Raw genomic sequence first — 25,172 nt, forward strand, 5'->3', positions numbered from 1 at the left:
TTTTAAAGAATGTAGTCTGTACTTACAAAGTTTGACTTCTTTGAATCTAGTAAATCTTCTAAGATTTGATTATTATACTCATTATCTTTTGAAGCAATAAATGTTCTTATAGAAAAACTACGTAACGCGTCATGCACACTTAATGTAGCTACGGCAGAATCTTTTCTTCCGGTAAACGGAAAAACATCAGGTCCGCGTTGGCAAGAACTATTTAAATTCACTCTACAAACTAGATTTACCAAGGTATCAATCAATTGTGATAATTGAGCAACATCTTTCCCGAAAAGGCTTACTTGCTGACCATAATTTGATTCAGCTATATCATCTAGTGGATCGTCTACATTTTTAAATGTTCTAATAGGTACCACAGGACCAAATTGTTCTTCTTCATACACCTTCATCTCTCTTGACACAGGATACAGCACTGCAGGAAAAATAAAATTATCTAATATTTCACCTCCTCTTTTATTAATAACCTCAGCTCCTTTATCCTTCGCGTCATCAATTAGATCTTGAATATATTCTACTTTACCAGGCTCTGGTAAAGGTGTTAATTTTACTCCTTCACCCCATGGATTTCCAAATTGCAAGGCATCAACTTTTTCTGAATATCTCTTATTGAATTCTTCGGCTATATCTTCATGAACATATACAATTTTTAATGCAGTACAACGCTGACCGTTATACGATAAGGTACCTGCTATGCATTCATTTACAGCTAAATCTATATCTGCATCTGGCAAAATAATGGCTGGATTCTTTGCTTCTAACCCTAGAACCAATCGTAACCTATTTGATTTTGGGTGCAAGCTTTGTAGTGCATTTGCAGAAGAACTATGTCCAATTAATGCTAATACATCTATTTTCCCTGTTTTCATAATAGGTGATGCCACTACTCTGCCTCTACCATATATAACATTAACTACCCCTTTCGGGAAACATTCTTTAAATAATTCCAACAATGGAGTAATCAATAAAATACCATGTTTTGCAGGTTTAAAGACAGTAGTATTACCCATGATCAATGCCGGAATTAGCAAGCAAAATGTTTCATTTAGTGGGTAATTATAAGGGCCTAAGCATAATACTACTCCTAAAGGTCCTCTGCGAATATGAGCATGTATACCTCCATTCTTTTGAAAGCGAGCACTATCTCGATCCATATTCTTATAGTCTTCTATGGTATCGTAGATATAGTCAATGGTTCTGTCAAATTCTTTTTCGGCATCGGCTACTGTTTTGCAAATCTCCCAAACTAAATATTTTACTACTTGTTCGCGAGTATCTTTCATTTTTTCAACAAAGAGTTCCATTCTACCTATACGATCAGCTACTTTCATAGTTGGCCACTCTCCTTGCCCTTTATTGTATGCCACAACGGCTGCATCTAATGCCTCTAAGGCTTCTTTTTCACCAAGTTCAGGCACTGTTCCTAAAAAGGTTTTATCCTTTTTATCATTAGAGTCTGTAGTTAGAATAGGTGAGTAAACCTCGGCTTTCTTACCCTCCCACTTTATTAATTGATTATTAACCAAATAAGTATTTTGATGAAATGGGTTCTCTAATTGAAATCTTTGAGGTATATCTTTTATTGCTGTCATACTACTTTATTTTTAATCACTTATTACAAAGTTCGTAATAATTAAACTAGGTATTGAAATAAATCGGGCTTATCATTTAAATATTCACCAAAAAACGCTTTCTGTTTCATTCTTAACATTAAAGGTGCTAAATCATTTTTGCTTTCTAGTTGAATACCAACTATAGCTGGACCATTTTCTCTACTGTGCTTTTTAGAATATTCAAAATGAGTTATATCATCGTTAGGACCAAGTATTCCATTCACAAACTCTTTCAATGCTCCTGCTCTTTGCGGGAATTTTACTACAAAATAATGCTTTAAACCGCGATATAATAAAGCCCTTTCTTTAATCTCAGCAGTTCTAGTAATATCATTATTACTACCACTAACAATACAGACTACATTTTTACCTTTAATTTCTTCTTTATAAAAATCTAAAGCCGCCAAGGTTAATGCTCCGGCTGGTTCTACAACTATAGCGTCTTTATTATACAAGTCTAAAATAGTTTGACACACTTTCCCTTCTGGAACAGTAATCATATCATTTAGATTCTCTTTGCAAATTCTAAAGGTTAGTTCTCCAACTTGTTTTACAGCCGCGCCATCTACAAATTTTTCTATTTTATCTAAAATAACGTTCTTATTAGCTTTAATAGCATTTAGCATAGAAGGAGCACCTTGAGGCTCTACGCCAATAATTTTTGTCTGAGGAGATAATAATTTAAATACACTAGATAACCCAGCCGCTAAGCCACCTCCACCAACTGGAACAAAAACATAGTCTAGCTGCTCTTTAGATTGTTCTAAAATTTCTAACCCAACTGTCGCTTGACCTTCAATAATTTTTTCGTCATCAAAAGGATGAACAAAGACTTTACCTTGAGCATTACATTCTTGCTTCGCGGCAGCAAAAGCATCATCAAAAGTGTCACCCGTAAGACGGATATCTATAAACTCTCCGCCAAACATCTTTACCTGCTCAACTTTTTGTTTAGGTGTAGGTGAAGGCATAAAAATTGTTCCTTGTATTTCTAATTTATGACACGCAAAAGCTACACCTTGAGCGTGATTACCAGCACTTGCACAAACCACTCCCTTCTTTAAGTCATCTTCTGATAATGAACTAATTTTATTATAAGCTCCTCTAATTTTATATGAACGAACTTGTTGTAAATCTTCTCTTTTAAGTAAAATTTCAGCATTAAATTCTTTAGAATAATTAAAATTTAGCATTAACGGAGACACTGTAACTACATCTTTCAATGTAGTTACAGCTTTCCGCACTTCAACCAATTTAGGGGAGTATGTGGTTTTAATTTTCATACAGTTAAGCTAAAATAGCTTCTTCCTTTTCTTTTGTTTTAATAACTTTCATTGCGGTCATAGCAGAACGCAACACTTTACCAGTGGCTTCTATCGGATGATTTCTAATAGTGTCATTTACAGCTATAAGCTTTACATTATCTACTTCATTTGATTCGGCATATGATCTACCAATTACGTCTGTAGATACGGAACTCATAAAGTCCTCTAATAAAGGCTTGGCTGCATGATCAAATAGATAACAACCATATTCAGCTGTGTCAGAAATGATACGATTCATTTCGAATAATTTCTTTCTAGCTACTGTATTGGCAATCAATGGTAATTCATGTAATGACTCATAATAAGCCGATGCTGAAATAATACCAGAAGCAACCATCGTATCAAAAGCTAGTTCAACACCTGCTCTCACAAAAGCAACCATTAGCACACCATTGTCAAAATATTCTTGCTCAGAAATAAAAGACTCAGTAGCTGTAGTTTTTTCAAAAGCTGTTTCACCGGTTTCAGCACGCCATGTTAATAAATTAATGTCATCATTAGCCCAATCTTCCATCATGGTTTTAGAAAAATCACCTGACACTATATCGTCCATATGCTTCTCAAACAAAGGCTTTAGTATAACTTTTAACTCTTCTGATAATTCAAATGCTTTAATCTTTGCTGGATTTGACAAACGATCCATCATATTGGTAATACCACCATGCTTTAAGGCTTCAGTAATAGTTTCCCAACCATATTGGATCAATTTTGCAGCATAACTTGCATCGATACCTTCTTCGATCATCTTATTGAAAGATAAAATTGAAGCCGTTTGCAATACACCACATAAAATAGTTTGTTCACCCATCAAATCACTTTTTACTTCGGCTACAAAAGACGATTGTAAAACACCCGCTCTATGACCTCCTGTAGCAACTGCATACGCTTTTGCTTGAGCCCAACCTTTATTTTCTGGGTCATTTTCAGGATGCACGGCTATTAATGTTGGTACGCCAAAACCTCTTTTATATTCCTCTCTAACTTCTGAACCTGGGCACTTAGGCGCTACCATAATTACTGTTAAATCCTTTCGAATTTGCATTCCTTCTTCAACGATATTGAAACCATGAGAATACGATAATGTTGCTCCTTGTTTCATTAAAGGCATAACTGAATTCACCACGTCGGTATGTTGTTTATCAGGTGTTAAGTTTAATACTAAATCTGCATTTGGTATTAACTCTTGATAAGTTCCTACTATAAATCCATTGGAAGTTGCATTTTCATAAGAAGCTCTCTTTTCTAAAATTGCTTGTTCACGTAGCGCGTACGAAATATCTAAACCTGAATCGCGCATGTTTAAACCTTGGTTTAAACCTTGAGCACCACATCCAACAATAACTATCTTTTTATCTAATAAAACATCTACGCCATCTTCAAATTCTGAAGATTCCATAAATCTACATTTAGATAATTGGTCTAACTTCTGACTTAATGAAAGCGTATTAAAATAATTTGTCATTTTATATTTTTTAATTTTTATAATTCTTGTAATAATTCTGAAATTGCCATTTTTTCACGTGTTATTGAAATCCGTCCTGAGCGTACAAATTGCATCAATCCGTAAGGTTTTAAGCGCTCATATAATTTATCAACATGGTCTTTTGTACCTGAAGCTTCAATTACAAAAAAATCTTCGGCAATAGTGACAATGTTCGCTCTTCTAAATTTAAGCTTGCGCTGTATAAGTTCATCATACAAATGCTCAGTAGAAATTTTGAACAAAGCTGATTCTTGAAAAACAGTTTCTTCATCAGTATGATAATAGGCTCTTATTACTTCAATTTGTTTTTCTAATTGACCAACAATCTTTTTAACCTGTAGTTCAGTCATCTTGGCAACAATTACAAAACGATTAACATCTTCAATCTCAGATCTAGAGGTAGTAAGACTTTCAATATTAATATGTCGTTTTAAAAAAATAGCAGAAACTCTATTTAATAAGCCTATATTATTTTCGGTATAAACCGATATGGTAAATATTTTTTGATCTTCCATAATTAACTTAATCTTATGTCTGAAACCGATGCTCCGGTTGGAATCATAGGGAACACGTTATCTTCTTTTTCTACACATACTTCTAAAAAATATGCCTTATCTGACGCTATCATTTCTTGAACAGCATCACTTAATTCTTCTCTTTTTGTCACTCGTGTTGCATTGATATGATACCCTTTAGCGATAGTAATAAAATCAGGATTTATCATTTCAGTTGACGCATAACGTTTGTCAAAAAATAACTGCTGCCATTGACGCACCATACCTAAAAAATCATTATTCAGAACCACTATTTTCACCGCAGCGCCTGTTTGCAAAATTGTACCTAATTCTTGTATCGTCATTTGATAACCTCCATCACCAATAATAGCTACAACTTCTCTTTCTTCTGCTCCCATTTTTGCACCAATTGCTGCTGGCAAAGCAAAGCCCATAGTACCTAAACCTCCAGAAGTAATATTACTTTTTGTCTGATTAAATTTTGCGTAACGACAAGCTATCATTTGATGCTGACCAACATCAGAAACAATAATAGCATCACCATCAGTAGCTTTATTAATTTCTTTTAAAACTTCCCCCATAGTTAAACCCTCTTTCTCTGGATAAAGGTCATTTTTGATAACCTTATCAAACTCAATAGCATCATATTTCTTAAACTCTTCTAGCCAATTAGGATGTGAATTAGAGTTCATTAAAGGAAGTATTTCAGCTAAAGTTTCTTTAACATCACCCTGTACCGCAACTTCGGTCATTACATTCTTGTCAATCTCGGCAGGATCAATTTCAAAATGAACAACCTTTGCTTGTTTTGCATATGTACTTAAATCTCCTGTTACACGATCGTCAAAACGCATTCCGACTGCAATTAAAACATCACATTCATTCGTTAATTTATTTGGCCCATAATTACCATGCATACCAACCATACCAACATTTAAAGGATGTTCTGTAGGCAAAGCTGACAACCCTAAAATAGTCCATGCTGATGGTATTCCAGTTTTTTCTATCAAAGCTTTAAATTCTCCTTCCGCTTTTCCTAAAATTACACCTTGTCCAAAAACAATCATTGGTTTTCTAGCACTATTAATTAATTCTGCTGCAGCTTTTAATTGGTTCAAATCAACCTTAGGTTTTGCTTTATAACTTCGTACTTCAGTACATTTTTTATATTCGAAATCAAATGTTTCGAACTGGGCATTTTTAGTAATATCTACTAATACTGGCCCGGGTCTACCCGAACGTGCTATATAAAATGCCTTAGCTATTATTTCAGGAATTTCTGACGCATTTGTTATTTGATAATTCCATTTTGTTACAGGTGTCGAAATACCTACAATATCAGTTTCTTGAAAGGCATCAGAACCCAATAAATGTTTACCTACCTGACCTGTAATACAAACCATAGGTGTAGAATCAATTTGAGCATCTGCAATACCCGTTACCAAATTTGTTGCTCCAGGCCCTGAGGTTGCTATTGCCACTCCCACTTTTCCAGTTGCTCTTGCAAAGCCTTGGGCAGCATGTGTTGCTCCTTGTTCATGACGCGTTAATACATGGTGTAGTTTATCTTGATACTTATACAATTCGTCATAAACTGGCATAATCGCTCCACCTGGATATCCATATATTAAATCTACTCCTTCTTCCAACAGACATCGTACCACAGCTTCGGCTCCAGATATATGATTTTTTTTATCAGTAGTTACTTTTCGTAATGTTTTTGTTTGTGTTGACATAGTATTCTTTTGTAATATTTCCGTTTACGCCAGAGTTAGAATTCATCAGTTACGCATCCATTTGAGGCAGATGAAACCGTTCTTGCGTATTTATATAACACTCCTCTTTTTATTTTTAAATCTGGTGCTTTCCATTGTTTTCTTCTTTGTTGCAATTGATCCTCTGATATTTCTAAAGCGATACTATTTGTTTCAGCATTTATAGTAATAGTATCTCCATTTTTCACCAAAGCGATGACACCTCCTTCTTGTGCTTCTGGTGTAATATGACCTACAACAAAACCATGAGTGCCTCCAGAAAATCGACCATCGGTAATTAAGGCAACTTCTTTCCCTAAACCAGCACCCATAATAGCTGCCGTTGGTTTTAGCATTTCTGGCATTCCTGGGCCTCCTTTTGGGCCTTCGTAACGAATAACCACAACATCCCCTTTTTCTACTTTACCATCTCGAATACCATCGTTGGCATCATATTCTCCTTCAAAAACTTTTGCTTTTCCGGTAAAGATTAATCCCTCTTTGCCAGTAATCTTCGCGACAGCACCTTCTTTTGCAAGATTTCCGTATAACATTCGTAAATGCCCAGTTTCTTTAATAGGATTTTCTAATGGCTTTATTACATCTTGCCCTTCTGTTAGATCTGGTACATTTGCTAGATTTTCAGCTAAAGTTTTTCCTGTTATCGTTAAACAATCACCATTTAACAATCCTTTTTGTAATAGATATTTAAGCACAGCTGGTATTCCACCAACGGTATGAACATCTTCCATTAGATATTTACCACTTGGTTTTAAATCTGCCAGAAATGGTGTTTGATCTGAAATACGTTGAAAATCTTTTAGTGTAAAATCTACATTTGCAGCTTTAGCAATTGCCAAAAAGTGCAACACAGCATTTGTTGAACCTCCAAGAACTGTTATCAATCGAATAGCATTTTCTAAAGACTCTTTTGTAACTATATCTGATGGTTTGATATCTCTTTCTAACAAAATTTTTAGTGCTTTACCAGCGGCTACAGATTCTTTTTGTTTATTACTTCCAATAGCTGGATTAGAAGAATTGTAAGGTAAACTCATGCCCAAAGCTTCAATAGCCGACGCCATAGTATTGGCAGTATACATACCTCCGCATGCTCCAGCACCAGGGCAAGCTTTTTCAATAACATTCTGATATTCTTTTTCATCAATTTTCCCTGCTACCTTCTCTCCCCAAGCTTCAAAGGCGGAAACTACATCTAGTTTTTTACCGTTATGACAACCCGATGCTATGGTCCCACCATATACTAAAACTGATGGTCGATTTAAGCGCAGCATAGCCATTAATGCCCCTGGCATATTTTTATCACAACCTACTACAGTAACTAAACCGTCATAGCTCATAGCTTCTACAACTGTTTCCATAGAGTCAGCAATAACATCACGTGATGGTAATGAAAAACGCATACCCGGAGTACCCATAGAAATTCCATCAGAAACCCCAATAGTATTAAAGATTAGCCCAACTAAATTAGCCTGCTCTGTTCCTTCTTTTACCAACTTAGCAAGATCATTTAAATGCATATTACATGGATTACCTTCGTAACCTGTACTTGCAATTCCTACCAAAGGTTTTTTTAGATCTTCTTTGCTTAAACCAATGGCGTGAAGCATAGCTTGAGCGGCAGGTTGTGTTGAGTTTTGTGTGATTATTTGACTATACTTATTTAATTTCATTTATTGTTATTCGCTTATTTTAATTTCAAAACTAAATTTTATTCAAGGTTTTACTTGGCAAAACATTTATTCTTTAACTATTTTTATTTTTATAAAAATTAATTTAACCATTTGATTTACAGCATTTTATTTTATTTCTTTTATGATGTCTAATACTTCTTATTTTATAAAAAAGCCTGTATCTAAATTTGACACAGGCTCTTTTGAATTTATTCATTAGTTTTCTGCATCAAATCGGTGGTGAGATGATAATGACGATAATACAAAGAATGACTACTTGAAATTTCATATTGTTCTAAAACAAAAAAACCTTCCCGTTTTATTGGGAAGGCTTTATAAATTATATTGTAAATTTTTAAAATGGCATCCCTTATCCTTGTGAGTAAATCACAATGACATTAATAGAAATGATATTTAAATTTTGTTTTCTCATTTGTTGGGACAAATATTTGAAAATATTTTTCATTTTACAAAATAAAACTAAAACTTTATTTTTTTGTAGCTTTATATCAAACACTTACACCATGAAAAAGTTAAGCTTTGTATTAATTTTCTTTGTTCTTATCTCTTGCAGAAGTTACAATTCTATAAATATCTTCTACAATCAACATAAAAATGATGCAAATGTTACTGCAATTAGAGTTCCTCAATTTATGTTGAGCTTGATACGGAATGCTTCTCCAGAAATGAATAGCTTTATGGGGAATTTACGAGACATTCGTTACATACAGTTAAAGCCTAAAACAGAAGTTGAAAGTTCGAGTATAAATAATCAAATAAATAACTTAATAACTACCAATTTTATAGAAGTTTTTAGAAAAAATGAAGATCCTATTAGAACACTCATTAGTGTTAGAGAAAACAAGGATGTTGTTAAAGAAATTATGATCTACAAAACAGCTCCTAAAAGTAGCTCTGTGTTTTATATGAACGGTAATTTTGATCCAAATCAAGTTCGAGAGTATGCTAAAGACGGTAATTTTGAAAAACTGTCAAATACCTTTATGCAACAATATAATTTAGTGCCAGACAATTCTACACAACAAAAATAAAATGCTGAAAAGAATAAAGTACTTCTTGGTCTATTTGTTGCCCATAACTGTTTATATCTCTTTTACATCTAAAGGGTGGCTAACTTTTTTACCAGTATTAGTCTTCTTTGGGTTAGTTCCTGTTTTAGAGTTTTTCTTTAAAGCTGATGGTGAAAATTTTGATAAAGAAACCGCCAAACTTGAAAAAGAAAATAAACTATATAGCTGGATACTATATCTAACAATACCTATTCAATTTGTAATGTTATTCTACTTTTTTAAAGTAATTCAAGAACCAGGATTAACAATAATAGATTATACTGGGCGCATTTTTGCCATGGGCTTAATGTGTGGTGTAATCGGTATAAATGTTGGGCATGAATTAGGTCATCGATTGAACAGAATAGATCAGTTTTTCGGTGAATTGTTATTATTAACATCATTAAACACACATTTTTTACCGTATCACAATGGAGGGCATCATTTTAATGTAGCTACACCTAAAGACGCCGCCACTGCTAGAGAAAATGAATCTCTTTATATTTTTTGGATTCGTTCACATTTTATGAGTTATACAGAAGCATGGCAATTGGAGAATAAACGTTTACGAGAAAATAATCTTCCTACTTTTTCTTTAAAAAACAGAATGGTAAACTATACCATTGCTAATATCTTAATGCTTTCTGCTCTGTATTATTTCTATGGATTGATGGCTTTAGCAGCATTTATAGCGGCCGCTGTAATAGGTATTTTATTATTAGAGACTGTAAACTATATTGAACATTACGGGTTGCTTCGTAAGAAAAATGAATATGGGCATTATGAACGTGTAAAACATTCACATTCTTGGAATTCTGATCACATTATTGGCAAATTAATGCTTTTTAATTTATCGCGTCATTCTGATCATCATTACAATGGAAGCAAACCATACCAAGTTTTAAAATCGTTACCCGAAAGCCCACAAATGCCAACTGGCTATCCAGGCATGATGATACTTTCTTTAATTCCTCCTTTATGGTTTAGATATATGAATCCTAAAGTAGCTAAATTCAACGCATAATTCCCACCAAAACATGATTCAAGAAAAAACAGTTTCAGAAGCTGTAAACCATAGACGTTCTGTTAGAGTGTTTGATGCTGAAAAATCATTAGACACAAATAAAGTTAAGCAGTGTATAGAACAAGCATCATTAGCCCCAAATAGTAGTAATATGCAACTTTGGGAATTTTATCATATTACATCTAAAGATATAATTACTAAAATCGCTCCGTATTGTTTTGATCAAAATGCTGCAAAAACTGCTCAACAATTGGTTGTTGTAGCTGTTCGTAAAGATCTTTGGAAAAAACGTGCTAAAGCAAATTTAGATTATATCAACACTATTTATCCTAAAAGTTCTAAAGCTGAGCAATCTAGCAGAGAGAAGGTAATTAGAAATTATTATGGTAAATTGATTCCTTTTGCTTACGCTGACTTTTTAGGGATCTTTGGTTTATTAAAATATTTAATGATTCTTATCACAGGATTATTTAGACCTATATACCGTGAAGTGAGAAATTCTGATATGCGTATTGTGGCTCATAAAAGTGCTGGACTAGCGGCACAGACCTTTATGCTTAGCATGGCATCACTTGATTATGACACCTGCCCGATGGAAGGCTCAGATACCTGGCGTGTAAAACGCCTTTTAGGGTTACCATTAGGTGCTGAAATAAATATGATTATTGGTTGCGGAATTAGAACTGAGAAAGGAATTTATGGCGACCGTTTTCGTATTCCTTTTAAAGAAATTTACAAACAGGTTTAAATTAGTAATCTTTAAAAATTTGAATCCTTATAAATTGCATTTATAAAAGGATAAATTTTATAAATCAACTCTTTCTCTTTTTTAAGAAAGATTGGCTAATTTTATAGGAAACTTTCTAATAACATCTAAATCCTTCAAAATATGGATACTAATGATAACAATAAAGACATTGCAAAATGCCCATTTATGAGTGGCGAATTGAAACGCAATGCAGGTGGAGGAACATCAAATAGAGATTGGTGGCCAAATGAATTAAAGCTTAATATTTTAAGACAACGTGCAGTTAAAAACGACCCAATGGGTAAAGGTTTTAATTATGCTGAAGCATTTAATAGTATAGATTATGCTGCATTAAAACAAGATGTGGTTGACTTGATGACCGATTCTCAAGATTGGTGGCCAGCAGATTATGGGCATTATGGTGGGTTTATGATTCGTATGGCTTGGCATAGTGCAGGTACTTATCGCGTTGGTGATGGTCGTGGTGGTGCTGGAACAGGTACACATCGTTTTGCACCATTAAACAGTTGGCCAGATAACGGAAATTTGGATAAGGCACGCTTATTATTATGGCCCGTAAAAAAGAAGTATGGAAACAAAATTTCTTGGGCAGATCTAATGATTCTAGCAGGTAATTGTGCTTTAGAATCTATGGGATTCAAGACTTTTGGTTTTGCAGGTGGTCGTGAAGATGTATGGGAACCTGAACAAGATGTGTATTGGGGCTCAGAAACTGGGTGGTTAGACAACGATGATCGCTATGATACTAGTGATGGTGACTTAGAAGGCCATTTAGGCGCAGTACATATGGGGTTAATTTATGTGAATCCTGAAGGGCCAAACGGGAATCCTGACCCTTTAAAATCTGCACATGATATTAGAATTACTTTCGGTCGTATGGCCATGAATGATGAAGAAACTGTTGCTCTTGTTGCTGGTGGTCATACTTTTGGTAAAGCGCATGGTGCTGCAGATCCTGACACATATGTAGGAGCAGAACCACATGGTGCTGCAATTGAAGAAATGAGTACAGGTTGGAAGAACACTTATAAATCTGGAGTATTACAAGATGCTATTACGAGTGGAATAGAAGGTCCATGGACACCAAACCCAACGCAATGGGATCATTCTTTTTTCGATGTCTTATTAAATAATGAATGGGAATTGACAAAGAGTCCTGCTGGTGCACACCAATGGACACCAACGGCAGCATCTAATGCACCAATGGCTCCAACACCTGACGGTAATGGCAAACAAGCTTTAATGATGACTACTGCAGATATGGCTTTAAAAAGAGATCCAGGTTTTAGAGAAATCTCAGAACGTTTCCATAAAGATCATGCTGCATTTGAAGACGCATTTGCAAGAGCTTGGTATAAACTAACGCACAGAGATATGGGACCAATAGATCGTTACTTAGGCCCTGAAGTGCCTAGTGAAGAACTAATTTGGCAAGACCCTATTCCTAAGGTAAATTATACCTTAAGTGACTCAGATATTGAATCGTTAAAAAAGATGGTTTTAGCATCAGGTTTATCTGTTTCAGAGTTGGTAAAAACAGCTTGGGCTTCTGCATCGACGTACAGAGGTTCTGATATGCGTGGTGGTGCCAATGGTGGCCGTATCCGATTAGAACCTCAACGTAGTTGGGAAGTAAACAACCCAACAGAATTGAATAAAGTATTGAATGTGCTGGAAGGTATCCAGAAAGAATTTAAAGGAACTATTTCTATGGCAGACTTAATTGTGTTAGCTGGTAATGCTGGTGTAGAAGAGGCTGCAAGAAATGCTGGTCGAACTATTGAAGTTCCGTTTACTCAAGGGAGAGGAGACGCTTCTCAAGAACAAACTGATTTAGAATCATTTAATCATCTAAAACCATTAGCAGATGGGTTTAGAAACTATATGAGATCTGATTTAAATGTTGCTGCTGAAGACCTATTAGTTGACCGAGCAAACTTATTGACACTTTCTATACCAGAAATGACAGCTCTAGTTGGTGGCTTGCGTGTTTTAGGTACTAATTATGATGGCTCTAAACATGGTGTATTTACAGATACTATAGGAAGTTTAACAAATGATTTCTTTACAAATCTGCTAGATTTTTCAATTACTTGGAAAGCTGCAACATCTGAAGACAAAGAATTTATAGGCCGTGATCGTAAAACTGGCGCTATGAAGTTTTCAGCAACTAGAGCAGATCTTATTTTTGGTTCTAATACAGAGTTAAGAGCAATTTGTGAGGTATATGGAGCTGATGATGGAGAAGATAGGTTTGTAAACGATTTTGTTGCTGCTTGGGCTAAAGTGATGAATGTAGATCGGTTTGATTTAAAGTAAATTAACAAGATAGATTATAGAAAAATAAATGAAGCCAGTTATATTTACTGGCTTCATTTAATATTTATAACCCTTTTTTCTTTTTAAAAAAATCTAGCGCTGTATTAAGCAGTTCTAGAAATTCTTTTAAAACGATTATAAACAGAATTAAATTTTCCATATTTAATTTTGTTTTGTTTTGTTTTGGTCAGGGGCAATATTTAGACTAAAAATAATTAAATAATAGTAATTCTTCAATGTTTTATATATTTAATTATCAACACATTGTGTATAATTCCTATTATCCAGAAGTATTTTAATGAATTTATATCTATTAGCACAAAATTTATGCTTTGTTAATTGTGGACACTATCTAACTTTTTAGAAATTAGTTGAGTCAACTTCTTTTTATTGAAGAATATTTTTGTAAAGGTGAAAGCAAGAATTATCCATAAAGCACCTGCTAATAAAAAACCGAGAGCATTGTTATTAAAATAACTACCTAACCATAATGATAATGCCACGGCACCGAAAATTAAACCAACACTTACAGCTAGAAAAGTAATAATGAGTGTCATAAGTGAAGACACAACTTTTGCAATTACTTTTGTAGAAGTTTCTATACCATGCTGTACCTGATGTTGCACATATGCTTTACCTTCTAATGCTAATTTTTCAATAGCATCAATGCCTAAAAACTTAAAGAAGTGCAATAAATATTGAATCGTTTTTTTAGTCTCCTCATCATTTTTAAGATCAGCTTCAACTGTTTTTTCTGCTGCTTTCAACGATTCTAATAAAATTGTCTTAATTGCTTGGCTATCCATATGCTTAAGATTTATCTGAAGTCATAATTGGTTTATCAAAAATGTTGACGCCGCCCTTTACTCCAAAATCTAACGTTGTCACAGCATAAGCCAATGATATATCTTCTTTTTCAAATCGTTTTTTTATTCGCATAACAATTTCACTCATAGCATTTAAATAATCTTTTTGGTGTGTAAACTTAATCCAAAAACGAACTTCAAAATTATAAGAGTAACTTCCTATTTCAGTAAAATAAAAATCAATTACCTCATCTTTTAACACGGCTTCAATTTTATCAACTTCTTCTAATGACGCCCTTTTTACTAAATCAAGATCATCACCATAAGAAACACCACTTTTAAATATTACGCGACGCTTACCAAAAGTTGAAAAATTAGTAAATGTATTATTATAAATGAGTTGATTTGGCACAAAAACTTCTTGACCTGCAATAGTCTTTATTGAAGTAGTAATCCAACCAATATCTTTTACAGTTCCAAAAGTGCTATCTATATCTACCCAGTCTCCATTTTTAAAAGGTCTCTGTATGTTTAGCAATAATCCGGCAAAAGCATTAGAGGCGATATCTTTAAAGGCAAAACCAGCAAGAATACCAACTATACCTGCTCCAGCTAGTAATTTGGTAAGCACGCTTTCTAATCCGAGTACTTCTAAAGCAAGAAAAACACCCGACATTAAAAAGAAAAAATAAATTACTACAGAAATTATATGTGCAGCATTTGCCTGCTTTTTAAATACTTTAGAATAGAATTTTAAACTTAATCTTCTTACAATCTTTGCAATAAAATAAAATGCAATAAGCACTACTATTGCCAATAGAATTTTGGGCAAATAGTTGAGCGTAGAATGCTGCCATTTCTCTAATAATTTGTCTATATCTTTTATACTATTCATTTTTATTCGTTGGTTCTAATAATAGCTTATTCTTAGATTTTTGAATAACATCTTTATTCAATAACATTGGCACAAATTCACCATCAACATATTTCTGAGCTTGATCTTTATAATGATCGCTAAACGGATTTCCTGATTGACCTGTCGGCGAAATACTCATACTATTTTCAATATCGGAAAAATCAATAACCCTACGTGTTGATGGACCGGAACTCACTTTATAATAACCTGTACTATCTAAATTAAACGCTAAATTGTTGATCACTTCTTTACCTCCATTTATAGGAAATGGCCCTACATTAAAATAGCTACGCAAATATTTTACCTGTCCGATAGGGTGATTATGCTCAAGCGTATGCACTCGATTCCAAGTCCAAGAATTAATGTTATCACCTAACTGATTTTCTAAGAATAACATTGCTTCTTTAAATGATTTTATAACTATATCATTCTTAGTCTCAATTTTATCTTTTGTAGTAATGTCGTCCCACCAAACAGATTGTTCTCGTTCCATTTGATTAGCCGCTACCTTCTTTTGTTGTGAAGTATTTAAAAAAGTGTAAAAAGTATCCCCCATTTCGTCCAAATAGGTATTCTCAAGCCATTCATAGATAAATCGATTATATATAGTTGGCGCAATACTTTCTAGATTATAATTACCATTCCATGCTTGTAAAATCTTTAGTACTTCTTTTTCTTTATCAGAAAATGAGTTGGTGTCAACATTCTTAAAAGCTCTTTCTATCATAGTAGGCGTCATAGAGCTCGTTACATCGTTAATCATTATCATAACATCTTTCTTAGTAAAGTCATTCTTAGTATCCAATAGATTAACAATACGTTTCGCTCGATCTTCTGGCTGATAATATCCTGGATATAAGATTCCAGCAATTGAATCCGGTTGATTATTTGCAGAATACACATAATTTGTAGAAGCATTAATTGCTTGAGGATTTTCTTCAAAATCTAAATATTCTTTTTCATCGTCTGTACTATTCCCGTTAAGGATCAATTTAGAATTGACATTATTTTTAAATTTATGAAGCTTACCCGAAGCAAACCAAGCAATATTATCTAAGGCGTCTCCGTACATAACATTCAATCCTGGTGCATGGATCATCGATGCTCCTTTTTTAAACTCCTCTAAAGAATTGGCATGTGACATTTGATAAGAAACGTCTAACATTTTATTTTCAAAATTAGTATAGACCCAATCCATAGCTATAGGTCTATCATCATTAATTTGTTCGACTACATCATTAACTATTGCTCCGTGTCTACTTATTCGAAGATCATATGACACTGTTTCTCCATCTTTTACTTTAATATTCTTCTTACGAATTTTATAATCTTTTGGGCCCTCTGGTGTAAGGTATTGTGCATCATTTTCTGGATTATTTTCTTCAAAATAGAAATCTAAATCATCGTTGGCGAACATGGTTAATCCATACGCATAATTTCGATTATGCCCTAATAAAGGAAAAGGTGTTAAGGCCAAATTATAGCCGTACATTTCATAATCTGGTGTAACAATATGCGATTGATACCAGACCGCTGGTTGTGCAAAAGCAATATGCGGATCATTAGCGAAGATCACTTTACCATTCTTTGTTTTTTCTGGGCCAATCACCCAACTATTACTCCCAATAAATGGTGGTACTGGTAATTGCTCATAAATTTCATTAACGGCTTTTGCCAAACGACTTTCAAATATTGAATTTTTCTCATTGTTAATTAGCGTAGTTGTACTATCTATTACAACTTCTAATTCCATTAAGTAATCAGCACCTAACTTCTCTTTGATTTCAGTTAGAACTGGTTCTGTTTTATGAGCAATGGCAAAACTGAACCCCATATACCCTATTACATTATAAACATCTTTAAGTGTATACTCCTCTTTTTCTAGGCCTACTAAATAAAATTCTACAGGCGTTGGACCCTCTTTAATAAATTGATTAATACCATCTAAATATGCCATTGCCAATTTATAAGCGTCACTATTTTTATCAAGATTTTTTATAATTTCTTCAGCTGCTTCTTCGATGCCCAGACTAGAAAAAAACTTATCATTTCGCAACATCTTTTCACCAAATAGTTCCGAAAGTCTTCCGGCGGCTATTCTTCTAATTAATTCCATCTGCCACAATCTATCTTGCGCGTGTACATAACCAAAAGCTCTCCTTGCATCTAATTCATTTTGAGCATAAATATGTGGTACTCCATAATCATCATAGAAAACTTCAACCTTATCTTTTAACTTATTAAGTTCAAGGTTGCCTTCATAATCTGGTCTTAATGTTCTAGAAAATAACCATAGAGCTAAAGCCACCAATATGACTAAAATTAAAAAAAACTTTAAAATGATTTTTAGGAATTTCATTGGTGAATAAGTTGTTTATAATATTTTTAAAAATAGGCAATTAAGAGGAAATAAATTATCCCTTTTTTATTTACTTTTAATCACGAGAAGCGGAAGGGGATTTATATACCGCGACTTATTGGCGCCCAAACAATCTTTTTGGGTGCCTTTTTGGAGAAATAAAAAAACCTCATAGTAAATGCTATGAGGTTTTTCAATATATAAAACTGTTGTTATCTTCTAAAATTCTTCTTCGCCTTCACGTATAGGAATGTTCTGTGGCGTAAAGTCTTGCCCGCCCCAAAGCTCATCATTCGCATCTCTCTTACTATAATCATATGCCCAACGATGTACATGAGGAATTTCGCCTGGCCAGTTACCGTGCATATGTTCTACAGGCGCTGTCCATTCTAATGTATTAGATTTCCAAGGATTCATAGGCGCTTTAGGTCCTTTCTTCATGCTAAAGAAGAAATTAGCTAAGAAAATCAATTGCGCCAAACCACCGATAATAGCAAATACTGTGATTACCTGATTGATATGCAATAAATCATCAAACATTGGGAATGCTGTATTGTTATAATATCTACGTGGTAATCCAGCCAAGCCCGTAAAGTGCATTGGGAAGAATACTCCATAAGCAGCAATTGCCGTTAACCAAAAATGTAAATACCCTAAATCTTTGTTTAGCATTTTACCATACATTTTAGGATACCAGTGATAAATACCCGCAAACATACCAAACATTGCAGAAATACCCATTACCAAGTGGAAATGCGCTACCACAAACATGGTATCATGCACATTAATATCTAATGCACTATCGCCAAGTATTAATCCTGTTAAACCACCTGAAATAAATGTAGATACCAATCCGATAGAAAACATCATGGCAGGGTTTAACTGAAGATTACCGCGCCAGAGTGTAGTGATATAATTAAATGCTTTTACCGCTGATGGAATTGCAATTAATAGTGTTGTGAATGTAAATACTGATCCTAAGAAAGGATTCATACCTGTTACGAACATATGGTGACCCCAAACAATGGTTGATAAGAAAGCGATTGCAATAATAGAACCGATCATAGCACGATAACCAAAAATAGGTTTTCGTGAATTGGTAGCTATTACCTCTGAGGTTAACCCTAATGCTGGTAATAAAATAATATATACTTCTGGGTGTCCTAAGAACCAGAATAAGTGTTCAAATAAAATCGGAGATCCTCCTTGATAATGCAATACTTCACCAGAAATAAATATATCCGATAAATAGAATGACGTACCAAAACTTCTATCGAAAATCAATAATAACGCAGCTGACAATAATACAGGGAAAGAAATAACACCAATAATAGCGGTAATAAAGAATGCCCAGATAGTTAATGGCAATCTTGTCATTTTCATCCCTTTTGTACGTAGGTTTAATACTGTTACAATATAATTTAACGACCCTAATAACGATGAAGCAATAAAAATAGCCATTGACACTAGCCAAAGTGTCATACCTAATCCTGAACCAGCCATAGCTTGAGGTAAGGCACTCAATGGCGGATATACGGTCCATCCAGCAGATGCTGGTCCTGTTTCCACAAATAGTGAAATAACCATTACAACACTAGATAAAAAGAACATCCAATACGACAGCATATTCAAAAAGCCTGATGCCATATCACGCGCACCAATTTGTAATGGAATTAACAAGTTACTAAATGTACCACTTAAACCAGCTGTCAATACAAAGAATACCATAATAGTACCATGTATTGTTACTAATGCCATATACATATCTGGTGACATAACACCACCTTCACCACCTCTACCTAAAAAGGCTTCAATAATGCTAAATTCTTGTTCTGGATATGCCAATTGCAAACGAAATAGCATTGACATAAAAATACCAATAATACCCATGATCATACCAGTAATTAAATACTGTTTTGCGATCATCTTATGGTCTTGACTAAAGATGTACTTTGTTACGAAAGTTTCTTTATGATGATGGTGATCTGACATATCTCTACTACTTTATTATCTTTTATTTTAAACTTTGTGCTAATGTTTTTTGAGTTGCAATCCATTTATTGAACTCTACTTCTTCTTCAACAACAATTTTCAACTGCATGTTATAATGTGAAGCACCACATATCTTATTACATAACAAGATATAATCGAACTCAACAGGATCTTCTCCTTTAGCCTCTCTTAACTTATTAATATTTTCCCATTTAGTTTTAGTATCTGGGTACTCACGCATTTCTTCAGTAGTAAGCGTAGGTGTAAAAGCAATTTGAGTTGTCATACCTGGTACACAGTTCATTTGAGCTCTAAAATGTGGCATGTAAGCTGAATGTAATACATCTTGAGAACGTAATTTAAAAATTACCTTTCTACCTTTCGGTAGGTGTAATTCTTTAACAAAAGATGTTGGGTCTGGCGTTAATGGTATATCATCTGCTGCATTTTTATCAGACATATCAACACCCATTGTATTTATACCTTCTATATAACGAACGTTGGCAGAACCTAATACATTATCTTCACCAGCATAGCGTGCTTCCCATTGAAATTGTTTCCCATATAATTCTACAATTAGTGGATTTTCGGCATCAGAAGCATCCATTACTTGGTTCCAAGTCCACAACCCATAAATAATTAAGAATGTTAAAACTACGGCTGGCGTTACTGTCCACCATAACTCTAATTTATGACTATCAGCAAAGAAATAAGCTTTTCTACCTTCTGTTCCTCTATACTTCCAAGTAAAATAGAATATTAAAAATTGTAAAATAAACTGTATTACCAAAATCATTGTCATAGTAATCTTAAATAATACATCTATATGATAGCCTTCCGCTGAAGCTGATAGTTGAGGTAATAACACATCTTTACCACCATACATACTCCATAACATCAATCCATATAAAAAGCCCATAAGACCTAACATCAACCATCCGTTAATATTATTCTCTCTTGGAGTAGCTGTAGCATTTTCAGTTTTAGTTAAACCTAATAACTTCACAAATTGCCAACATGCAACTGTTAGTGCTACAAAAATTATAATAAAAAATAATGCCTTCATCTGTTATAGTTGATAATTTTCTTTAGTAATGAAATATTTCACTTTCCTTCATTAATGGATTTCCTTTCGCCAGTAATGGTGCTTTTGTTAATGCATTGAACACAACATATATGAACAAGCCTAAAAAGAATAATATTCCTCCTATTTCAGGAATACCAAAATGCCAATTGCTACCCACAGTACCCGGCGCTACCATTACAAATACATCTAAATAATGACCTGCAAGAATAACCAAACCTGCTAATACCACAAACCATGGTACTCTTTTATAATCACTATTCATTAATACTAATATTGGGAATACGAAATTCATAATTAACATACCAATAAATAATGGCTGGTATGTGCCTATTAAACGAGGATAGAAATATGTTGTTTCTTCAGGGATGTTAGCGTACCATTGCAACATAAACTGAGCAAAGAATAAGTATGTCCAGAAAATACTAAATGCAAACATATACTTAGCTAAATCATGTATATGGCTATCATTTACAAAAGGTAAAAATCCTTTAGCTCGTAAATAAATTGTTACAAAAGCAATTACTGTAATTGCAGATACAAACATACTGGCAAACACATAGAAAGGATATAATTGGCTAAACCAGTGATGATCAATAGACATTAACCAATCGAAAGCCATAAATAATTCTGTTACTAAGAATACTACTAAAAATACCACAGAAAGTGTAAAGTTTCTCTTATATGGTTTTAAGTCTGAAGCTTCATCTTGAGCTCTAGAATTCTTAATTATAAAATGTCTGAAACCGATCCATATTAATACATAAATAAACGATCTAATTACAAATCCAGGAATATTTAACCACCAATCTTTTACTTCCATAGCATAATCGTAATTTTCTGCTGTAGGATCGATACTAGTATACATCCAAGCAAACATATGATTGCCATGACCTACTGATGAGTAGATTAAAAATGCCAAAACGATTATAGAACCTGGTACAATGTATGCAGAAACGCCTTCCATTACTCTAAACACTACTGGAGACCAACCAGCCGTAGCCGCTCTTTGAATACAGTAATATACAAATGCACAAACACTAAGTAGTAAAAAGAATAACATTGGCACATACATAGCTGTCCAAGGTCTGTTCTTTGCAAATGTTAATTCGTGTTCTAAATGAGCTTGTTCATCAACTTCACCATGTCCACCTCCGTGACCATCATCTTTTTTAGCTCCATGAGCATCCGCTGCAATAGTATGAGATTCTTCTTTATGCTCATCTGTTCCTTCTGCATCGCTATGATTCGAATCTTGTGCTTCTTCTTCTTGTGTTTCAGTAGCATGATCTTCAGTGTGAGTTGAATCTTGAACAACTTCAACTATATGCTCGACTACTTCTTTTAAATCTTCTTTATGTACAGCAGCAATTTGTTCATCGATTGCTTTTACAGGATGTGCTTCGTCTTGATGAGTTTCAGCGGAAGCGTGACCGCCACCATGACCATCATCTTTATGAAGCATTTCTTTTACCTCTTCGGTAGTTGTTGGCGTAGTAAGAAAACCATAACCTATACCTAAAGCACCCAAAATCATGAACGCCAGTGCTAAGGTTTTTAATCTACTTGAAAATGTGTACATATCTATAATATTCGGATAATCCGTTTTATAATTTATTTTAACATATCGTTTCTTAACTTCTCAACATACTGTACTACTTGCCAGCGCTCAGTAGCATTTAGCTGTGAAGAGTGAGACCCCATTAAGTTTCTACCATGCATAATTACGTAGTAGATGCTCCCTTCTGTAAGTTCTCTATCTTTATAATTAGGTATCCCTAAAAACTTTTCATTTTGCACTAATGGCCCTTGTCCGTCTCCTTTAGCACCATGGCAAGAAGCACAATAGATATCGTACATTTTTTTACCATTAGTTAAATTTGCTTCAGTCACTTTTAAAGGAGACCTTAAAGAGTCTTTTGCTCTTACATATTCTGCTTCAGAATTCAGATAATCAAAAGGTACATTACCCCTAGCTATTGTTCCCTCAACAGGAAGTTGAGCAGATGTTCCGTCTTTAAATACTGAATCTGCAGCATAGGTATCATAAGGCACAGCATTATACATATCAGTGTCTGCCATATATTGTACTTGTCTTTTTCTTTTATCAGCACAAGATGCTAACATTAAGATGGCTACAAATACTACTATTATTTTTACAAAGCTCTTCATAAATTATTAGTGCTTTTCTTTTACGTTAATCTCTATTGCTCCAGTATTTTTTAATAAAGAAGCTAATTCATCTTCGTTACCATGAACCGCAACTTCCATCAAGAATTTATCATCAGTAGTTCTTGGATCTGGGTTTTCAGCTTTTCTAAATGGCCATATTTTACTACGCATATAAAATGTAATTACCATTAAATGCGCTGCAAAAAATACTGTCATTTCAAACAATATAGGTACAAAAGCAGGCATATTCATATAAAATGCAAAACTTGGTTTACCACCAATATTTTGTGGCCAATCTTGAATCATTATATAATTTAAGAACCAAGCAGCGAAGCTTAAACCTGTTAAGCCAAACATAAATGCGGTGATACCCATTCTTGTTGGTTCTAAGCCCATAGCTTTATCTAAACCGTGAACCGGGAAAGGTGTATAAACTTCCTCTATATGATGGTGTGCTGCACGAACATCTTTAACGGCTTTCATAAGCACATCATCATCGTCATACAAAGCGTGAATTACTTTTGAACTCATAATTAAGATTTCAATTTTTTAGCTTGACCTGCCCAATCATCACGTTCTGCCCTACCAGGGAAAGAACCTGTAATACTATCTAACAAGTCATATTCTTTTTTAGTCATTTTACTAACCTGATCAAATGTGAAGATTCCAATTTTGTTTAAGGTTTCTTCCATTTTTGGCCCCACACCGCTGATCTTCTTTAAATCATCAGCCGTTTGCGTATCGGCATCAAATAAACCAATACTACCTAATAAGCTACTTGCTTTATCAGAAATATCATCTATAATTGAAGATTCTTCTTCAGTCTCTACAGCATCTGATTGTGAGTCTGCAGAAGAATTACCTAATACAACGTCTTTACCAGTTTCTCTTGCTCTCTTATAATTATCACCAGTAGATTTTAAGATAGATTTTACCTCTGCCTGTGCAATTACAGGGAATGTTCTCGCATATAATAAGAATAGTACAAAGAAGAACCCTAAAGTACCTATAAAGATACCTATGTCTACAAATGTTGGTGAAAACTGTGTCCAAGAGGAAGGTAAATGTCCTCTTGATAAATTGATTACAATAATATCGAAACGCTCAAACCACATACCAATATTGATAAAGATTGAGATCACAAATGTCCAGATATAATTTGTTCTAATTTTTTTGAACCAAAATAATTGTGGAATCACCGAGTTACAAATAATTAACGACCAGAATGCCCACCAGTAAGGTCCTGTTGCGGCACCTACTGATAAATATACAAAGTCTTCGTAACTACTACCTGTGTACCATCCAACAAAGAATTCTGATAAATAAGCAACAGTTACAATACCACCAGTAACTAAGATTACCTTGTTCATATTTTCAACATGTACTCTAGTAATATAATCCTCTAGATTACATACTTTACGCATAATTAATAGTAATGTTTGCACCATGGCAAAACCAGAGAACACTGCTCCTGCAACAAAGTACGGAGGATATACTGTACTATGCCATCCAGGTATTACCGAGGTGGCAAAGTCAAAAGATACAATGGTATGCACAGAAAGCACTAATGGTGTTGCCAGACCTGCTAAAACTAATGATACTTCTTCAAAACGTTGCCAATCTTTTGCTCTACCAGTCCATCCGAAACTTAATAAACTATATATTTTCTTCTGAAAAGGTTTTGTAGCTCTATCGCGAATCATTGCAAAATCTGGTAATAAACCTGTCCACCAGAATACTAATGAAACTGTAAGATATGTTGAGATTGCAAATACATCCCATAATAATGGTGAGTTAAAATTTACCCACAATGCACCTAATTGATTCGGAATTGGTAATACATAAAAACCATCCCAGATACGACCCATATGAATCAATGGAAATAAACCCGCTTGAACAACCGCAAAAATGGTCATTGCTTCTGCTGATCGGTTAATACCCATTCTCCATTTCTGACGGAATAATAATAGTACTGCCGAAATTAAGGTTCCGGCATGACCGATACCAACCCACCAAACGAAGTTTGTAATATCCCAAGCCCAGTTAATTCTATTATTTAAACCCCAAACACCAATACCTGTACCGATGGTATAAGCAATGGCTCCGAATCCCCATAAAAAGGCTGCTAATGAAATAATAAAGGCAATCCACCATTTTTTATTGGCTTTTCCTTCAATAGGTCTAGCCACATCAACAGAGATATCATGATAACTTTTATCTCCTGTAATGATTGCTTCTCTAATAGGTGCTTCGTAATGACCCATAATT

General features: G+C 34.2%; 19 protein-coding genes. 4 read left to right on the plus strand and 15 right to left on the minus strand.

The window, feature by feature from the left end; translation table 11 throughout:
• Positions 1-2 precede the first annotated feature (2 nt).
• Genes AC1EUV_RS01205 through ilvD form a run of 6 tightly spaced genes read right to left on the minus strand, consistent with a single transcriptional unit; the run spans position 3 to position 8,393 of the window.
• Positions 3-1,601: an NADP-dependent glyceraldehyde-3-phosphate dehydrogenase gene (locus tag AC1EUV_RS01205; protein ID WP_480196829.1), complete on the minus strand. Its 1,599-nt coding sequence runs from the start codon at positions 1,599-1,601 to the stop codon at positions 3-5.
• A 41-nt stretch (positions 1,602-1,642) separates the two neighbouring features.
• Complete coding sequence (gene ilvA, locus AC1EUV_RS01210; protein WP_480196830.1) at positions 1,643-2,905, minus strand: threonine ammonia-lyase; 1,263 nt, start codon at positions 2,903-2,905, stop codon at positions 1,643-1,645.
• A gap of 4 nt (positions 2,906-2,909) precedes the next feature.
• Positions 2,910-4,409, minus strand: a complete 1,500-nt coding sequence (gene ilvC / locus AC1EUV_RS01215) for a ketol-acid reductoisomerase (protein ID WP_480196831.1) — start codon at positions 4,407-4,409, stop codon at positions 2,910-2,912.
• A gap of 17 nt (positions 4,410-4,426) precedes the next feature.
• Positions 4,427-4,945, minus strand: a complete 519-nt coding sequence (gene ilvN, locus AC1EUV_RS01220) for an acetolactate synthase small subunit (RefSeq protein WP_480196832.1) — start codon at positions 4,943-4,945, stop codon at positions 4,427-4,429.
• Between the two features lie 2 nt (positions 4,946-4,947).
• Complete coding sequence (gene ilvB / locus AC1EUV_RS01225) at positions 4,948-6,681, minus strand: biosynthetic-type acetolactate synthase large subunit (RefSeq protein WP_480196833.1); 1,734 nt, start codon at positions 6,679-6,681, stop codon at positions 4,948-4,950.
• Between the two features lie 35 nt (positions 6,682-6,716).
• On the minus strand, positions 6,717-8,393 hold the full coding sequence (gene ilvD, locus AC1EUV_RS01230) for a dihydroxy-acid dehydratase (protein WP_480196834.1): 1,677 nt from the start codon (positions 8,391-8,393) through the stop codon (positions 6,717-6,719).
• 524 nt (positions 8,394-8,917) lie between these two features.
• Between ilvD and AC1EUV_RS01235 the strand changes: the two genes are divergently transcribed.
• The 4 genes from AC1EUV_RS01235 (at position 8,918) to katG (ending at position 13,575) form a co-directional block, all read left to right on the plus strand.
• Positions 8,918-9,445 carry a DUF4252 domain-containing protein gene (locus AC1EUV_RS01235; protein ID WP_480196835.1) on the plus strand — a complete coding sequence of 176 codons (528 nt, stop codon included), beginning with the start codon at positions 8,918-8,920 and terminating at the stop codon, positions 9,443-9,445.
• A 1-nt stretch (position 9,446) separates the two neighbouring features.
• Positions 9,447-10,487 carry an alkane 1-monooxygenase gene (locus AC1EUV_RS01240; protein WP_480196836.1) on the plus strand — a complete coding sequence of 347 codons (1,041 nt, stop codon included), beginning with the start codon at positions 9,447-9,449 and terminating at the stop codon, positions 10,485-10,487.
• Positions 10,488-10,500: 13 nt separating this feature from the next.
• Positions 10,501-11,235, plus strand: a complete 735-nt coding sequence (locus AC1EUV_RS01245) for a nitroreductase family protein (RefSeq protein WP_480196837.1) — start codon at positions 10,501-10,503, stop codon at positions 11,233-11,235.
• Between the two features lie 141 nt (positions 11,236-11,376).
• Positions 11,377-13,575 (plus strand): catalase/peroxidase HPI, encoded by a 2,199-nt coding sequence (katG, locus tag AC1EUV_RS01250; RefSeq protein WP_480196838.1) that lies wholly within the window; start codon positions 11,377-11,379, stop codon positions 13,573-13,575.
• A 335-nt stretch (positions 13,576-13,910) separates the two neighbouring features.
• On the opposite strand, the gene AC1EUV_RS01255 is transcribed toward katG, so the two are convergent.
• From AC1EUV_RS01255 to nrfD, 9 genes are all read right to left on the minus strand, one after another.
• Entirely contained in the window at positions 13,911-14,381 is a 471-nt protein-coding gene (locus AC1EUV_RS01255; protein ID WP_480196839.1) for a hypothetical protein, read from the minus strand.
• Between the two features lie 4 nt (positions 14,382-14,385).
• Positions 14,386-15,276, minus strand: a complete 891-nt coding sequence (locus AC1EUV_RS01260) for a mechanosensitive ion channel family protein (RefSeq protein ID WP_480196840.1) — start codon at positions 15,274-15,276, stop codon at positions 14,386-14,388.
• Positions 15,269-17,656, minus strand: coding sequence for a penicillin acylase family protein (locus AC1EUV_RS01265; protein WP_480196841.1), 2,388 nt, complete (start codon positions 17,654-17,656; stop codon positions 15,269-15,271). The genes AC1EUV_RS01260 and AC1EUV_RS01265 overlap by 8 nt, the downstream gene beginning before the upstream one ends.
• Before the next feature lie 219 nt (positions 17,657-17,875).
• Positions 17,876-19,648 carry a cytochrome c oxidase subunit I gene (locus AC1EUV_RS01270; protein WP_480196842.1) on the minus strand — a complete coding sequence of 591 codons (1,773 nt, stop codon included), beginning with the start codon at positions 19,646-19,648 and terminating at the stop codon, positions 17,876-17,878.
• A gap of 22 nt (positions 19,649-19,670) precedes the next feature.
• On the minus strand, positions 19,671-20,714 hold the full coding sequence (locus tag AC1EUV_RS01275) for a cytochrome c oxidase subunit II (RefSeq protein WP_480196843.1): 1,044 nt from the start codon (positions 20,712-20,714) through the stop codon (positions 19,671-19,673).
• Positions 20,715-20,736: 22 nt separating this feature from the next.
• On the minus strand, positions 20,737-22,314 hold the full coding sequence (locus AC1EUV_RS01280; RefSeq protein WP_480196844.1) for a quinol:cytochrome C oxidoreductase: 1,578 nt from the start codon (positions 22,312-22,314) through the stop codon (positions 20,737-20,739).
• Positions 22,315-22,346: 32 nt separating this feature from the next.
• Positions 22,347-22,904, minus strand: a complete 558-nt coding sequence (locus AC1EUV_RS01285; RefSeq protein ID WP_480196845.1) for a c-type cytochrome — start codon at positions 22,902-22,904, stop codon at positions 22,347-22,349.
• A gap of 6 nt (positions 22,905-22,910) precedes the next feature.
• A complete protein-coding gene (locus AC1EUV_RS01290; RefSeq protein WP_480196846.1) occupies positions 22,911-23,435 on the minus strand; it encodes a DUF3341 domain-containing protein in 525 nt (174 codons plus the stop codon).
• Between the two features lie 2 nt (positions 23,436-23,437).
• Positions 23,438-25,171, minus strand: coding sequence for an NrfD/PsrC family molybdoenzyme membrane anchor subunit (gene nrfD, locus AC1EUV_RS01295; RefSeq protein WP_480197538.1), 1,734 nt, complete (start codon positions 25,169-25,171; stop codon positions 23,438-23,440).
• Position 25,172 lies beyond the last annotated feature (1 nt).

The organism is Maritimimonas sp. 2304DJ26-3, from assembly GCF_056591635.1.

Bases quoted from the DNA above. Each gene is read 5' to 3' on its own strand.
- AC1EUV_RS01205 (WP_480196829.1), bottom strand. From the start codon at position 1,601: ATGACAGCAATAAAAGATATACCTCAAAGATTTCAATTAGAGAACCCA.
- ilvA (WP_480196830.1), bottom strand. From the start codon at position 2,905: ATGAAAATTAAAACCACATACTCCCCTAAATTGGTTGAAGTGCGGAAA.
- ilvC (WP_480196831.1), bottom strand. From the start codon at position 4,409: ATGACAAATTATTTTAATACGCTTTCATTAAGTCAGAAGTTAGACCAA.
- ilvN (WP_480196832.1), bottom strand. From the start codon at position 4,945: ATGGAAGATCAAAAAATATTTACCATATCGGTTTATACCGAAAATAAT.
- ilvB (WP_480196833.1), bottom strand. From the start codon at position 6,681: ATGTCAACACAAACAAAAACATTACGAAAAGTAACTACTGATAAAAAA.
- ilvD (WP_480196834.1), bottom strand. From the start codon at position 8,393: ATGAAATTAAATAAGTATAGTCAAATAATCACACAAAACTCAACACAA.
- AC1EUV_RS01235 (WP_480196835.1), top strand. From the start codon at position 8,918: ATGAAAAAGTTAAGCTTTGTATTAATTTTCTTTGTTCTTATCTCTTGC.
- AC1EUV_RS01240 (WP_480196836.1), top strand. From the start codon at position 9,447: ATGCTGAAAAGAATAAAGTACTTCTTGGTCTATTTGTTGCCCATAACT.
- AC1EUV_RS01245 (WP_480196837.1), top strand. From the start codon at position 10,501: ATGATTCAAGAAAAAACAGTTTCAGAAGCTGTAAACCATAGACGTTCT.
- katG (WP_480196838.1), top strand. From the start codon at position 11,377: ATGGATACTAATGATAACAATAAAGACATTGCAAAATGCCCATTTATG.
- AC1EUV_RS01255 (WP_480196839.1), bottom strand. From the start codon at position 14,381: ATGGATAGCCAAGCAATTAAGACAATTTTATTAGAATCGTTGAAAGCA.
- AC1EUV_RS01260 (WP_480196840.1), bottom strand. From the start codon at position 15,276: ATGAATAGTATAAAAGATATAGACAAATTATTAGAGAAATGGCAGCAT.
- AC1EUV_RS01265 (WP_480196841.1), bottom strand. From the start codon at position 17,656: ATGAAATTCCTAAAAATCATTTTAAAGTTTTTTTTAATTTTAGTCATA.
- AC1EUV_RS01270 (WP_480196842.1), bottom strand. From the start codon at position 19,648: ATGTCAGATCACCATCATCATAAAGAAACTTTCGTAACAAAGTACATC.
- AC1EUV_RS01275 (WP_480196843.1), bottom strand. From the start codon at position 20,714: ATGAAGGCATTATTTTTTATTATAATTTTTGTAGCACTAACAGTTGCA.
- AC1EUV_RS01280 (WP_480196844.1), bottom strand. From the start codon at position 22,314: ATGTACACATTTTCAAGTAGATTAAAAACCTTAGCACTGGCGTTCATG.
- AC1EUV_RS01285 (WP_480196845.1), bottom strand. From the start codon at position 22,904: ATGAAGAGCTTTGTAAAAATAATAGTAGTATTTGTAGCCATCTTAATG.
- AC1EUV_RS01290 (WP_480196846.1), bottom strand. From the start codon at position 23,435: ATGAGTTCAAAAGTAATTCACGCTTTGTATGACGATGATGATGTGCTT.